This is a genomic window from Ochrobactrum sp. BTU1 (assembly GCA_018798825.1).
In the GTDB taxonomy this organism is placed as follows: Bacteria; Pseudomonadota; Alphaproteobacteria; order Rhizobiales; family Rhizobiaceae; genus Brucella.
Genome location: CP076356.1, coordinates 707,071 through 721,247 on the forward strand (window position 1 = coordinate 707,071; position 14,177 = coordinate 721,247).

Consider the following 14,177-nt stretch of genomic DNA (forward strand, 5'->3'; position numbering starts at 1 on the left):
GCGGAAGCCGGGCGCTCGGATCGGGTCAGGACGTGGGAACCTTAAAACGGAGTGTTTAACGCGCTCTGATCAACAAATTCCTGGCTGATCAACAGATCGGCAAGTTTCTGCGCTGCGGGACCTAGCGCCTCGTCGCGGCGGTGGGCGACATAAGCACTCGACGTGACCTCGCCATTGAAACCTACGGCGCTGACATTGAGGCACACCAGCGTTCCTTGTTCCAAGTCCCGTTCAACTAGCCAATAGGGGAGCCGCCCCCAGCCTGCTCCCCCGAGGATGAGCTGGTGTTTGGTATCCTGGGAGTTGACGCGGCAGGTCTTTGATGAAACGACCCCGAAATCTCGGCCTGCGGATATGTCGGATGGATCGGTCAGAACAATTTGGAGATGATCGGCAACATCCATCAGCTCCAGTGGACGGCCCTCATCGCGGAGGGCCAGCGGATGGGTCGAAGCGACGACCGAGACCTGCCTTACGGTTTTCAGCGGCTCAAACTTGATGCGGGGGTCGCGGAACTCTTCACCAACCATCACCGAAAGCGCACAACGGTTCTTTCGAAGCGCATCGAGAGGACCGCCCATGGCTTCCGACCATACATGAACGGCAACAGCAGGATAATCATGTCGCATCTGTGAGATTGCGCGGGCGACCTCCCGCATCGGGAAGAGCGTATCGACAGAAATCGCGAGTTCCGTTTCGACACCATGCGCGAAGCCCTGCGCTTGGGCTCGTAATACGTCCACTCGCAGAATGATGTCGCGGGCGTTGCCAAGCAATAACTGTCCCTGTGATGTCAAGGTAGGCTTGTACCCAGAACGGTCAAACAGTTCAACGCCAAGAGTGTTCTCAAGGTTGGCGATGGTTGCGCTTACACCCGACTGGACGCGTGAAAGTTTCTGAGCTGCGGACCGGAAGCTGCCGCTGTCGGCAATCGTGACGAATGTCCGTAGCTGATCGAGCGTAAGGGCGTCCAACATGATCTTTCCTTATGATCATCTATATTATTTTTATATCACTTATTTCGCTTCTCTTTTTGATGCAACCTTTCGGCCTGCAAGATCAATCCGAGGACAACGAGATGACGAAGGTGCTGGTGCTTTACTATTCCTCCTATGGGCATGTTGAGACAATGGCTATGGCGGTGGCCGATGGCGCGCGTGAGACGGGGGCTACCGTGGCGGTTAGGCGGGTGCCTGAGCTTGTTCCCGAAGTGGTTGCTGCAACATCCGGATATAAGGTCGACCAGTCTGCGCCGGTCGGAACGGTGGCTGAACTAGCGGATTACGATGCCATCATCATCGGAACACCGACCCGCTTCGGCAATATGGCGTCCCAGGTGAAGAACTTTCTCGACCAGACCGGTAAGCTCTGGTTCGATGACAAGCTGGTCGGAAAAGTGGGCAGCGTCTTCACCTCAACGGGCAGCCGGCATGGCGGGCAAGAAACAACGATCCTGTCCACCCAGACCGTCCTGTTCCACCTCGGCATGATCATTGTCGGCCTCCCCTACAGCTTCAAGGGCCAGATGCGAATGGACGAAATCACCGGTTGCTCTCCCTATGGCGCATCGACGCTCGCTGATGATGGTCACGGAGGGCATCGCACGGTCAGTGAAAACGAGCTTGATGGCGCGCGCTTCCAGGGACGGCATGTCGCCGAGATCACGTCCGCACTCGTGGCCGGCCGCTTAGCACGAGGCTCATGATGGACTCGATTTCAACAAGGAAAGCGGTGTCCACGCGCTGGGCTGCCGTGGTCGTCATAGTTGCCAGCGGGATTACAGCCGCCTTGCAAGTTGGAAAGGCCGCGATTGCAGCGCCCCTGTTGCAGCATGATTTTGGCATCGCACTGACGGCGATCGGCTGGCTGGCAGGAATATTTGCGGTAATCGGCCTTATAGGTGGCATTCCAACGGGTGCGTTTGTCGCGCGCTTCGGTGCGAGACGCATCCTCATCATCGGACTTTTGATTACCACAGCCGGCGCAGCGCTTAGCGCGGCGGCACCGGGACTACCAAGCCTGTTTTCCGGCCGAATTATCGAAGGGGCGGGCTTCCTGCTCGTGACGGTCGCTGCACCGTCATTGCTCGAAGAAGTTACACGACCATCTGATCGTGACCTGGCCTTCGCCCTTTGGAGCTGCTTCATGCCCGTCGGCATGGCGACAGCGATGCTAGTCGGACCGCTGTTTGACAACTGGCAGACGATGTGGTGGGCAAGCAGCGCGCTGGCACTCGTGATCTGCTTGGCCGTTCCACTCTTCATTTCTGCCGGCGAAAAAGGCCAAAACACGTCCTGGAGCCGCTTACGCGGCGAAAGCATGATCGTGCTGCGCGACCGGAGAGCCGTGGGACTCGCGATCACATTTTCGCTCTATAGCCTAATGTTCTTCGCTGTCTTCAGCTTCCTGCCGGTGCTGCTGATGGAGCGGCTACAGGTCTCGCACCAGATGGCCGGCGTGCTCAGCGCGCTGGTCTCAGCCGTGAACGTCATCGGCAATTTGACAGCGGGACTACTCCTTTCCAAGGGCTTTAGCCGCCCTGCTCTCCTTATAGCTGCATGCCTCGTTATGGGGCTGGCCAGCTTCGGGGTATTTCTCCCCGTGCTGCCGGTAAGTACGGCCTTCGGCCTATGCCTGTTGTTTTCGGCGATAGGCGGTGTGGTTCCGGCTATACTGCTGTCCTCCGCGCCAATTATGGCGCCAACGGCAGGGTTGACCCCAATTGTTATGGGCCTGATCGTTCAGGGCAACAATCTCGGACAGCTACTTGGTCCAGCAGCTATCGGTGGAGCACTGGAACGATTTGGCTGGGATTCAGCAGCCTACATTGTGGCGGGGGCGGCTCTCATTGCCGTGCTAATGGTGACCTCGACGATCAGGCAGGTCGGCTCAGAATAGATCAGCTTTGGAATGGGCGGCGGCTGATGAGTATCGATATCAATCACACGATCCTGGCGACGCGAGACGCGCACGATTCTGCCCTGTTTCTTGCTGAAATGCTCGGAGTGCCGCCGCTGCGCAGATGGAGGCTGTTCTGCATGGTCTCCACCGCCAATGGCGTCCACGTCGACTATACGGATGTGGGTCGTGCCGTCGTTCCACAACATTGCGAGTTCCCCTTCGTTGACACGAGTATCGACGCTTTGCATGACCGACTCGGCAAGCGGAGCTTGCATTACTCGGCCGATCCCCCACGGCGGAAGCCGGGGATGAACGACCACGATGGTGGCGGCGGGCTCTATTTCAACGATCTAAATGGCATCTGCTCAAAGTGATAATCCGCCACTGCGGCAGCGGCGGCTGGAGCCCATGATCAGCGATCTCGGAAAACCCCTCTCATACAGGTCCAAAGTTCGACGAAACTTGGGTCCCAGCGCACCTTTTAGACGAAAAACAAAGAGCAAAGGACAGTGCCTATGAAGGCGCGTTACGACTTTTCTACTGTTGCGCGTGACGCTTAGGAGGCGGTTGCCGCGTCCGAAGCCCATGTGTGCGATACATCCGGGATTGAGTGCACTCCCTAGTTGCAGACCTAAAAGGTAAAAGCCTGCGCCTAATGCGTTAATATCGGGGGTTGATTGGTTGGTGTTGAAGTATCCCGTTTCGTCGTTTCCGTAGGGATTTTGCGGTAGAGTGAAGAATATTGGAGTAGCTTTTAACCCTACACGCAATCCCACGCTTCGTTGAGATCGCCGGTCAAGAATATTCCTAATGTGCCTGATTGGTGTACTTGGAGTAGCTTTACCAAGCCAAAACGACTTATAAGGGCGTCGTGAAATTTCTTGCCAATAAGCCCCTCAAAAACTCCCCCATGTGCCGATCAACATTTTGAGGAATCGCTCCGCTGCCGGCGATAACGTGCCCCCCCTGCGTCTTACAACGCCTATAGTTCTTGAGATCTCGGGGTTTCGAATAGGCCTCGTAATTAAAAGTGGATGCTCTCCTTGCGGTGTAGCCATTTGCGGTAACACAGATATGCCTAACCCCGCCTCCACAAGACCGAGAGAGGTTGACAAGTGAGTTACTTCATAAAACCAACGAAGTTTAATGTTGGATTTTGCCAAAGCTCCATCGAGCAATGTTCGATTGCCGCTTGAGCGATGAACTGTGATCAAATGATAAGGTGCTAAGTCGTCCCAGCCGACTTCGGATTTTTCCGCAAGAGGATGATCTTTGCTGGCAGCAAGAACGAAGGGGTCCTCGACAAGCCGATCAAAGATCAGATCCGGGTCGGCTGTTCCCATGATATTGATACCGAACTCCACCTCTCCCCGTGCAACAGCCTGCAATCCATCAGTGGCTGGAAGGTCAAGAATTCTGAATCGGATGTTTGGATACTCGATATTGAACTGCTTTATAACTTTCGGCAGGAAGTAGAATGCTGCTGTCGGTAGACATGCAATAGTCACTAGGCCGCCGCGCTGAACGGCAGGATCACGCACCGCAAAAAGTGAGCCGTCAAACTCCTCCAGCATACGCCGCACCAGAGGCAATAGTTCCGTGCCAAGGGCTGTAAGCGAAACATGTCGAGTGGTGCGCTCCAACAATGGCGCACCAATGGCCAATTCCAACTTCTGGATGCGCCTGCTCAGTGCTGGCTGGGACATGTTCAATGTATCAGCCGCCCTGTGAAAACTCTCCAGTTCAACGATTGCGAGAAATGCTCTTAAGTCTAGTATTTCACAATTAATGCTCATTTTGCATCAATACTCCGAATCTTCGCATTTCACATATCAATCAGTTTGCCACAGAGTGCAATAAACAAACTGATTGATACCCACTACACATGAGTGGAGGCGAAAGCGCAAGCATGAACGATCTGATGTCTATACCCTGTGTATTGATGCGAGGCGGCACATCGAAAGGCCCATTCTTTCTGTCATCCGATCTTCCACCGGATCGCAACGAACGTGATCAGATTCTGCTTTCGATCATGGGTTCCGGTCATCCGCTCCAGATCGATGGTATTGGTGGCGGAAACCCTGTGACCAGTAAAGTTGCAATCGTCGGTCCATCGACAATTCCCGGTGCCGATGTTGACTATCTTTTCGCTCAAGTCCGTATCGATCAGCAATTGGTCGATACCGCACCTAATTGCGGCAACATGCTTGCAGCTGTTGGCCCGTTTGCAATTGAAGCGGGACTGATGAAAGCGCAGAACACAATGACGATTGTTCGCATTCACAACGTCAACACGGGGAAGCTAATAGAGGCAGAAGTGCCGACACCTGATGGTAAAGTTTCATATCTCGGTGATGCCAGCATTGATGGTGTACCCGGGAAAGCTGCTCCGATTGCGCTAACTTTCATGGATGCCGCAGGTGCACGAACTGGGAAATTGTTCCCTACCGGTGCTTCCGATGAGATGATTGAAGATTTGGCCGTGACATGCATTGATTGCGCGATGCCAATGGTTCTTATCAACGCTGAAGCTCTTAATTTGAGCGGGTACGAGAGCGCGCCGGAACTCAATGTTAACACTGCGCTTCTTGTAAAGCTTGAACGCGTGCGAATCGAGGCCGGCAGGCGTATGGGCATGGGTGACGTTACCAATCAGGTCACACCCAAGCCGGTACTCATCAGCAGACCAAAATGCGGCGGCGATATCAATGTGCGTTACTTCATGCCACATGATTGTCATCCGTCCCTTGCCACAACTGGCGCAGTGGGCATCGCAACCGCCTGCATAACGGCTGATACGGTCGCATCGAAACTCATCGGACTTCGTAAACCGCCGCTTGTGATGACGATCGAGCATCCCAGCGGCCACCTCGACGTCAAGCTACAGGAGCGTGAGGGAAAGATAATTGCCGGAATACTACGCACAGCCCGGCGTCTATTTGACGGTCATGTGTTTGCTAAGCCTGTCAAACAGATCGTTTGCGCGGCATAATTCAACTGGTCGCCGGGAGGGCACCATTCATAATCGGAGGAGAAGTAATGCGTAAATTTTTGCTCGCCTTGGCAGCAACTGTAGCTTTTGCCGGAACGGCAATGGCTGAACCGGTCCGTATCAGCGTCGGGTCTTACAATCTCAATAACTTACCCTTTCCTGTTGCGCAGGGACTGGGCCTTTATGAGAAAGAAGGACTAGACGTCACGGTCGAAAATTTTGCTTCCGGCGGTTCAAAGACCTTGCAGGCACTCGTTGCCGGATCGACCGATATTGCTGTGGGTTTCTACGACCACACGATCCAGATGCAGTCACAGAACAAGGCCGTGGTTGGCTTCGTCGTATTGGCGCGCAACTCCGGGCTTGTTCTTGCTGGTGGGAACAGTTCAACATTCGACCCAGCAAAACCTGAGACAATTAAGGGTGCAAAAATCGGTATTACCGCACCGGGATCTTCATCGGACTTCTTCGTTCGTTATTATCTACAGCGCCATAATCTTTCTGCAGATGATATTGCTTTGATCGGCGTTGGTTCCGGCTCGGCTGCGGTTGCGGCTCTTGAACAGGGCAAGATCGACCTGCTGGTTAATTATGATCCTGCTGCGACATTTATCGAAGCCAAAGGCGTCGGAAAAATTCTCATTGACGGACGCAGCGACGACGGTGCCAAAGAAATCTACGGGGGCATTTATCCAACATCAGTTCTCTATGCCACGCAAAACTACATCGATAGCAATCCCCAAACCATTCAAAAAGTCACCAACGCTACAGTTAAAGCACTGGAATGGATGAACACCCATTCGGCAGAGGAAATCGTTGAAAAGCTACCTAAGGAATTCATCTCTGGCGACCGCGAGACGTACATTAAAGCCGTACAGAATGCCAAGGCGATCTTCTCCACGGATGGAAAGTTCGATGAAGAAGATACCGAAACACCATTGGTTGTTCTGAAGAGCTTCAACAAAAAAGTTGGGGCAACCGAAATCGATCTATCGAAAACATATACAAACAGCTTCGTCGATAAAGCAGCGCACGCGGCTACGAATTAGGAGGAGGAGGCAATGACATTGGCCGTCGTCAAATCTGCGCCGGAAGTCGCAAAAAGTCCAAACCCGAAAGCGATGGTATCAATTGATGCCGTGACCATGTCGTTTGGTAACTTTGTTGCCGTCGAAAATGTCAATCTGACCGTTGCAGATGGCGAGTTTCTCGCCATCGTTGGACCGACAGGTTGCGGAAAAAGTACGATCCTCAATGCAATCGCGGGATTATTGAAACCCTCAAACGGCACAGTATCAATTGACGGTAAGGCCGTCACAGGTGTTCATAACGACATTGGATATTTGTTTCAGCAGGATGCGCTTCTACCTTGGAAAACAGCACTGGAGAACGTCGAGCTTGGACCGATGTTTAAAGGTGTAGGCACCTCTGAGAGACGCAAGAGTGCGCTCAACTGGCTCGCCAAGGTTGGCTTGAAAGGATTTGAACACCGCTATCCTCATCAGCTTTCAGGTGGTCAACGCAAGCGCGTTCAAATGGCACAGGCGCTGATCACAGGTCCAAAAGTCATCTTGATGGATGAGCCTTTTTCCGCACTCGACATCCATACACGCCACCTCATGCAGAATGAACTTCTGCGGCTCTGGCAGGAAGAGCGCCGTGCGGTTGTTATGATTACGCACGATCTGGAGGAAGCCATAGCGCTTGGAGATCGCGTTGTTGTTCTGGCCGCAGGACCCCGAAGCCGGGTAATCGACAGTTTCCACGTCGATCTGGATCGCCCGCGAGATGTCGCGGAAATTAAACTTGATCCACGCTTTTTGGATCTTTACCGCAACATTTGGGCGTCGCTTCGCGGCGAAGTGGAGAAAAGCTATGAACGCCATGACTGAACGACTTATCCAGGCTGGCTTGCTGGTCGTTATTCTCGGTGGCTGGCAGCTGGGTACGTCCCTGGGTTTCATCGACGTATTCTTCTTTCCGGCACCTATTAATATTTTCAATCAAGTCGTCGAATGGGTAAGTGATACGAGCTTCTATCGGCATGTATCGATCACTTTGACGGAAACTGTTCTTGGATATCTGATCGGAACTGCTCTCGGTGTTGCAGCAGGCGTTTGGCTCGGCCTTAGTCGTAGTGCATCGCGGATTCTCGACCCCTTCATCAAAGGACTGAACGCGATACCTCGTGTTGTGCTCGCGCCAATTTTCGTCCTTTGGTTGGGGCTTGGTCTCTGGTCCAAAGTGGCACTCGCTGTCACACTGGTATTTTTCGTTACGTTCTTCAACGCAATGCAGGGTGTACGTGAAGTTAATCCGGTCGTACTTTCCAATGCGCGTATTCTCGGTGCCAAACGTTCTGATCTCTTGCGTCACGTTTATTTCCCCGCTGCCGCAAGCTGGATTCTCTCGTCTTTGCGTACGTCCGTAGGTTTCGCAGTCGTTGGAGCTATCATTGGCGAGTACCTGGGTTCGTCTGCTGGCCTTGGCTACCTTATCGCTCAGGCTGAGGGCAATTTCGATGCCGTGGGCGTTTTTGCAGGCATCCTGATCCTAGGGATATTTGTGCTGATTATCGACAGCATTCTTGATGTGGTTGAAACACGGCTGATAAAATGGCGTCCTAATGCCAGCGAACGTCCCGCCTGATCGATCTACTATCCACGTAAAAAATAAGCCCGATGCCATGATGACGTCGGGCTTGATCGTATCGGAGGCTATTCACTGGCATATCCCCCGTGCGCCTGGCGAAAAAAGCCATGCCCACGAAGCCAACGATTGGTCAATAAAACATGACATTTCAGAGGTAAGTTCCGCAATTGAGATCAGTTTAGCATTTTATGCTTCTCAGTTATTGCGACATTCGGTTTGGCGATCTAATCCGCTGCAGATTTTTCGACCGACGGAGACGAGTTTGAAAACGTTATTATTGACAAAAAATGAAGTCAAAAAACTCATTTCGATTTCTTCGGTAATTGATGCTGTTGAAGACGCTTATCGCGCGTTTAGCCGGGGCGAAGTCGAACAGCCAGGTTATATGGGGTTGGATTTACCTGCTCCACGCGGCGAAATTGACTTCAAGCTGGGTTATTTGAAATCATCAGAAATGATATCAATGAAAGCGTCTTCAGGCGGGTTCAGGGACAATCCCTCTCGTCATGGCGTTCCAAATGGTATGGGAACTATCCTTCTTTTTGACGCACAAAGTTGCGCCTTGGTATGCGTGATGGATGGCAGTCTGATTACAGGTCTAAGGACTGGGGCTGCCGGTGCGATTTCGGTCAGATTGTTGGCTCGCAAAGACGCGAAAAAAGTAACTTCTATCGGCACCGGCAATCAGTCCCGCATGCAAATTAGAGCAATCCGAGAAGTGATGCAAATCGAGGAGATTCATGCGTGGCATTCTCACCCTGAAACACTGTTAAAATACAAAGTTGACATCGAAAGAGAATTCAATATTCCCGTGACAATGGCAGCATCCAAACGAGAAGCTGTAGAGCAAGCAGATATTTTGGTTACGACCACGCGCGGCAAGGGATCCCTGGTAGAAACCGAATGGATAAAACCAGGAACACATATTGTTGCGATTGGGACAGATGCTCTGGGAAAGCAGGAACTGGAGCCTGAGATATTTCAGAATGCTAAAATCGTCACGGATTCGACGAGCCAGTGCTCGCAAAAAGGTGAGATTTGGCATGCACTCAATCGTGGCATGATTTCAATGAATGGTATTCACGCCGAAATTGGTGAGATTTTGATGGGGACAAAAGCCGGTCGAGAGAATGCCGAAGAGATAACTATCTTCGATTCGACTGGGATGGCTGCTCAGGATAATACAACAGCGAATGCGATCTATCAGAGCGCCCTTCGCCAGAACGTGGGCACTAGATTTTCCTTTTTGGAACAATAGCAGCGTCCCACTCGGGAAAGCGCATGCAGGCGGTGATGAATGCTAAACTATCCAACAATTGAAGACATTCGAGATGCGCAGAAACGGATTAAGCCCTACGTCTGGCATACTCCCATTCTAAGAGCAGACAAAATCGCGGCCAAAGTCGCTTGTAATCTTTATCTGAAACCAGAAACCTTGCAAGTGACCGGCGCATTCAAAATTCGAGGCGCTCTGAACGCCGTGCTAGCGCTTCCACGGGAGAAAATTGCAAACGGGATTATCTCTTCCTCTTCTGGAAATCACGCACAGGGACTATCATATGCCGCCCGAATGATTGGTGTCAAAGTTGTCCTTGTACTCCCCGTAACTACTCCGAAAATCAAAATTGCGAACACTCGAGCTTTAGGTGCTGACGTCATTTTATTTGATGGTGACAACGCTACCAGATGGAAAGAAGTATATCGGATCGCGGAAGCCAATAACTACGCGGTGATCCATGGCTTTGAAGATCCGATGGTCATGGCAGGTCAAGGCACTATTGGATGTGAGATCCTCGGAGACCTGAAGGAAGTCAACACCGTGATTGTTCCTGTCGGCGGCGGCGGTCTGATTTCCGGTGTTGCGACGGCAATCAAGGAAATTAATCCCTCTGTTCGTGTTATCGGCGCGGAGCCAGCTCTAACGCCCAAATATTATTGGAGCCGCAAGAACGGTAAACCCACCTCACTTCCTCTCAAAGATACCATCGCAGATGGTCTCAGGATTAGTGTGCCCGGCCGCAATCCTTATCCTATTATCGAGAAATATGTCGACGAAATCGTTCTGGTTGACGATGAGCATATAGTTGCAGGAATGCGAGCGCTCGCAACTGACGCAAAACTCATCGCTGAACCCGCCGCGTCGATAGGTATCGGTGCTCTCCTGGCAGGTTCTATAAACGTGCAAAAAGATGAGAATGTCTGTGCAGTTTTGACCGGCGGAAACTGGGATCTCCGTGACCTTGCCGATATCTATCTTGAGAAAGAGTGATCTGAGGTCAATGCCAAGGTGATTTGGAAATAAAGATGGGATGTGACTTCGGTGATGTGACTTCGGTGCAGTCACATAGCTTGAAGCAGTCAATTGGATTTATGGCCAGTTTGAGCCACATGGCTATAACTTCGGCGATAACGGTTTATACAATGCCATTAGATTTGCTCAGCCTGTAGATCAGACTTGCGGAAACAAAATGGTTTCAGGAGGCTAAAAAGATTGATAAGAAATATGGCAATGACCCTATCAACGGAAAAACTTGCCGGGTTGGCTCCCGTTTCCGAAACGGCAAGTGCGAATTCTCGCCTCTATTGTTCTCTCACTTGTGTAAACGATGATCGACATGAGGCACAATCTCACGCTTCGCTGCACCTTAATATCGGAGCTTGTCAGTGACGATATGCTTTGGTGAACATCGTTGCTTCTTCAAAAACCTAAACAGCAAGCGCTTTACATATATACATTGTATCAAGATCAACAGCGAGTTCTCTCGCTGGCTATAGGTATCACAGCGCGAGTTGGCATTTAAGGTAAGGTTATACTTGTATCGACTTGCTACAAGGCAAGCCTCCCGAACGTTCATTGCCACAATTTATTCTGCTGCTCGCAAAACTGACCCAGCATCGTATCAAATTTCGACGATAGCACCATAGTACGCTAGCGCAATGGCTAGGTGGTCAACAGTCACCGATAGACTCGTCTGGCACATTTGAAAGATGTAAGCAGTCGGATCATTTTCCGGACCTTACAAGATATATTTGAACGACCGGGATGAAAGCGCATTGCAATCAGGTTGTTTCCATTCTCCTGTCCGCCCGCTCCGTTGCAAAGAGATGCCGAAAGGTAGCTTTGCTCTTATGTCGCGAGCGTCATAACCGCGTCGGGCACCCATGCGCGTTCACCACTGTCTGCCTCGCAAAAAAGGAAGCCGCTTTCACTGAAGAGCAGCCGGAGTCGATCGCCTTTGCTCAGCGTGAATTCCAGAGCAGAAAAATCACGCGAGATTTGCCAGCCTTCACCAATCGGCTGGCACCAGCTATTAGGAGTCCATCCGGCACGCCCATCCCTTCCCACGCACCACGTCCAACCCATGATGTCTGTATCCACCGATCCATCAGTAACAGGCATGATAAAATCACCGGCTTTGACGTCGATCGGATTATCATAAGGTCGGTTGTAGTCGCTAGTTGCCACTACGAAGGTCTCTGGCGGAAAGTTAAACAGCATGCAGATATTCAACCTCTAGATGTTAGGAATAGGAATAGGTTTGTTAACATGTTTAGAGCGCTTGGTTCAAGCTGATGTGCAACTTGCGAATGATAACATGCTTCCGAGCTTGACGTTTGGGTTACTTCGAAATTAGAGGCTAATTACAAAATCTCAATGCTTCCAATACCAGCGCGAATGCAGGTGTGGATTGCGGATCAGCTGGGGACTTTACCCTTAGTGCAGCCGCGGCTGGATAATTCCCGTGATTGTTAATTGGACTACAGGCCAGCGATTTCACGCCACATGTTGGTGGCAGCATGCGCAAGTCACGGTGAGCTGTTGTACTGAGATGGTTGCGGGGAAAATAGTGATGTAAATCGGGTCGTGGATTTAGCATAAGCGTTCAGATTTCTCGCTGATTTAACGCGCTCAAGATTCGCTATCTCTTTCGTATCTGCTGGAGGGAATCCTCGGCCCGATTAGGCAAACCCTGATGCTGCGATAATCGCAAATGCTCAGGCCTACCTCACGATTTGCCGAAGCGTAAGAACCAAACTCATCTGTCACCAGAACGCGAAGTTAGAACCCTGACTTTATAATAGTACGGATAAAGCGTTTTGGCGGTATCTCGGTGGTTGTGCAACAACACATCAAGCACAAACCCATGCTGATCGAAAGCACGCCAGAGAATATGTTTTTCGCCTGTGATTAATATCACGCATTCATCCAGATGCCATTTGCCCACTAGTCGTGGTGTCCGGCAACGATGAGCGCTGACGTACTGTCGCCCGAACTTATCAGCCCATTCGCGAACCGTTCTATGAGTAATGGTAATCCCGTGGTAAGCAAGCATGTCCTCGACCATATTAAACACAACGGGAAGCTAGAGCACAGCCATTCGGTGTCAGTAATAATCGTTGCTGGAAAACACTGACGATAATCAAGCGAGGGACGAGGCTATTGCATAACGCATAATCGCAAACTCTGATGACAACAAATTTAACGTAACTGTGCCCAACCAACTGCTGCCCATCCCCCAGAAACAGCGCTAGAGCGCCGTGTTGCGCGGATCGGCACTGAACTAATACAAGTGGTCTTCTTGATCACAGGCTGGCTTGACGCCACCGAAGTTCATTGCTGAATCTGGCGTAGATAACCAAGCAGAATTGTAGAGTCACGAAAAGGCAGACAAGGTCAAGTGTCTAGTTTCTCTGGACAATAGAGCTTGTTCCGAACTTAGAAGATCATCCCATTACAACCGATTCGTTGTCAATACACGGTAGAAGTAGATGACACCAACAACACATGCAAAAAACCACGAAAGACCCCAGATCTTGTGCATCGCGAGCAGCGGTTGAATAAGTGGCCGAGACAAAGTCAACGATTTTCTCAGTAACAGTATTGATTGCCTCCACGGTATTAAAATCCAAAATAATACAAGGTCAGCGCGAACATAGCCATGAATCCGCAGGCAAGTTTCCGTACCAGGAATATAGAAGTAACCAGCGCCATATGCATCGCATACACGAACGTACTGGACCGCTTCAGGCTCTGGTGAAACAATATAATCAGCAGCGCTCGCAGATGTAATAGATACAATTGATGCTACCGATGATACTATAATAATTTTAGCGTTCAATTTCACTCTCCTTTGTTATGAGGCAATGACTTATTGTAAGATTCACTAACCATTTTCAACTTTTTAATTCATCTATTACTTGCGTATTACTAGGTGTGTCAATATTGCATCTATATAAAATAGGTAAACATATTATATCTGCATCCAATAGGATGCATTTACAAAATATTGTGAATTTACATTTCTATCTTTTTGCGAGAATTACAGTAGTATTTTTCGGATGCGCTTTAAAAACACAACCGTTTCTTCGTCTCTTCCTTTACAATAATCACATGTCACCCGCAGAGCTAACAGGCCTATATCGAGATCGCGTGGACGAAGATTGGAGATTAGTTGGATATTTGGAATTTTATCTGCCGCAGAATGTGACCGTACAAGTTCACTCGATGTGACGCGCCCTGACTTATGGAGCCTTGTTGGATCACGTTCGATCAGCGCCTTAAACTCTGCCAAATCGGCAAGAAAATTGCCGGTTCAATGACAAAAAAGAATGACATTAATCTGCGCTGGCT

Annotated in this window: 12 protein-coding genes and 3 pseudogenes; 9 read left to right on the forward strand and 6 right to left on the reverse strand. The window is 50.7% G+C overall.

What is annotated here, in order from left to right; genetic code table 11:
* Nucleotides 1-41 precede the first annotated feature (41 nt).
* Nucleotides 42-977: a LysR family transcriptional regulator gene (locus KMS41_22340; GenBank protein QWK80480.1), complete on the reverse strand. Its 936-nt coding sequence runs from the start codon at nt 975-977 to the stop codon at nt 42-44.
* A gap of 101 nt (nt 978-1,078) precedes the next feature.
* Here KMS41_22340 and wrbA point away from each other — a divergent pair, with 101 nt between their 5' ends.
* From wrbA to KMS41_22355, 3 genes and pseudogenes are all read left to right on the forward strand, one after another.
* Nucleotides 1,079-1,705: an NAD(P)H:quinone oxidoreductase gene (wrbA, locus tag KMS41_22345; protein QWK81178.1), complete on the forward strand. Its 627-nt coding sequence runs from the start codon at nt 1,079-1,081 to the stop codon at nt 1,703-1,705.
* On the forward strand, nt 1,702-2,898 hold the full coding sequence (locus KMS41_22350; protein ID QWK80481.1) for an MFS transporter: 1,197 nt from the start codon (nt 1,702-1,704) through the stop codon (nt 2,896-2,898). The genes wrbA and KMS41_22350 overlap by 4 nt, the downstream gene beginning before the upstream one ends.
* A gap of 26 nt (nt 2,899-2,924) precedes the next feature.
* Nucleotides 2,925-3,313: pseudogene (locus tag KMS41_22355) on the forward strand (VOC family protein).
* 484 nt (nt 3,314-3,797) lie between these two features.
* Here KMS41_22355 and KMS41_22360 read toward each other — a convergent pair.
* Nucleotides 3,798-4,697, reverse strand: a complete 900-nt coding sequence (locus KMS41_22360; protein QWK80482.1) for a LysR family transcriptional regulator — start codon at nt 4,695-4,697, stop codon at nt 3,798-3,800.
* Nucleotides 4,698-4,810: 113 nt separating this feature from the next.
* On the opposite strand from KMS41_22360, the gene KMS41_22365 reads away from it, so the two are divergent.
* The 6 genes from KMS41_22365 to KMS41_22390 all read left to right on the forward strand — a co-directional run bounded on the left by KMS41_22365 (nt 4,811) and on the right by KMS41_22390 (nt 10,814).
* Nucleotides 4,811-5,893, forward strand: a complete 1,083-nt coding sequence (locus KMS41_22365) for a 4-oxalomesaconate tautomerase (GenBank protein ID QWK80483.1) — start codon at nt 4,811-4,813, stop codon at nt 5,891-5,893.
* Nucleotides 5,894-5,940: 47 nt separating this feature from the next.
* On the forward strand, nt 5,941-6,942 hold the full coding sequence (locus KMS41_22370; protein QWK80484.1) for an ABC transporter substrate-binding protein: 1,002 nt from the start codon (nt 5,941-5,943) through the stop codon (nt 6,940-6,942).
* Between the two features lie 72 nt (nt 6,943-7,014).
* Nucleotides 7,015-7,785, forward strand: coding sequence for an ABC transporter ATP-binding protein (locus tag KMS41_22375; protein QWK81179.1), 771 nt, complete (start codon nt 7,015-7,017; stop codon nt 7,783-7,785).
* The gene (locus KMS41_22380; protein QWK80485.1) at nt 7,769-8,542 is read left to right on the forward strand and encodes an ABC transporter permease; all 774 of its coding nucleotides are present in this window, start codon (nt 7,769-7,771) and stop codon (nt 8,540-8,542) included. The genes KMS41_22375 and KMS41_22380 overlap by 17 nt, the downstream gene beginning before the upstream one ends.
* Nucleotides 8,543-8,807: 265 nt before the next feature.
* The gene (locus KMS41_22385; GenBank protein ID QWK81180.1) at nt 8,808-9,803 is read left to right on the forward strand and encodes an ornithine cyclodeaminase family protein; all 996 of its coding nucleotides are present in this window, start codon (nt 8,808-8,810) and stop codon (nt 9,801-9,803) included.
* Between the two features lie 39 nt (nt 9,804-9,842).
* Nucleotides 9,843-10,814: a threonine/serine dehydratase gene (locus KMS41_22390; protein QWK80486.1), complete on the forward strand. Its 972-nt coding sequence runs from the start codon at nt 9,843-9,845 to the stop codon at nt 10,812-10,814.
* A gap of 858 nt (nt 10,815-11,672) precedes the next feature.
* Here the strand turns inward: KMS41_22390 and KMS41_22395 are convergent.
* The 4 genes and pseudogenes from KMS41_22395 to KMS41_22410 all read right to left on the reverse strand — a co-directional run bounded on the left by KMS41_22395 (nt 11,673) and on the right by KMS41_22410 (nt 13,665).
* Nucleotides 11,673-12,044, reverse strand: a complete 372-nt coding sequence (locus KMS41_22395) for a hypothetical protein (protein ID QWK80487.1) — start codon at nt 12,042-12,044, stop codon at nt 11,673-11,675.
* Between the two features lie 260 nt (nt 12,045-12,304).
* A pseudogene (locus KMS41_22400) lies at nt 12,305-12,992 on the reverse strand (DDE-type integrase/transposase/recombinase).
* A 278-nt stretch (nt 12,993-13,270) separates the two neighbouring features.
* The gene (locus KMS41_22405) at nt 13,271-13,462 is read right to left on the reverse strand and encodes a diacylglycerol kinase (GenBank protein ID QWK81181.1); all 192 of its coding nucleotides are present in this window, start codon (nt 13,460-13,462) and stop codon (nt 13,271-13,273) included.
* 2 nt (nt 13,463-13,464) lie between these two features.
* Nucleotides 13,465-13,665: pseudogene (locus tag KMS41_22410) on the reverse strand (porin).
* Nucleotides 13,666-14,177: the final 512 nt, after the last annotated feature.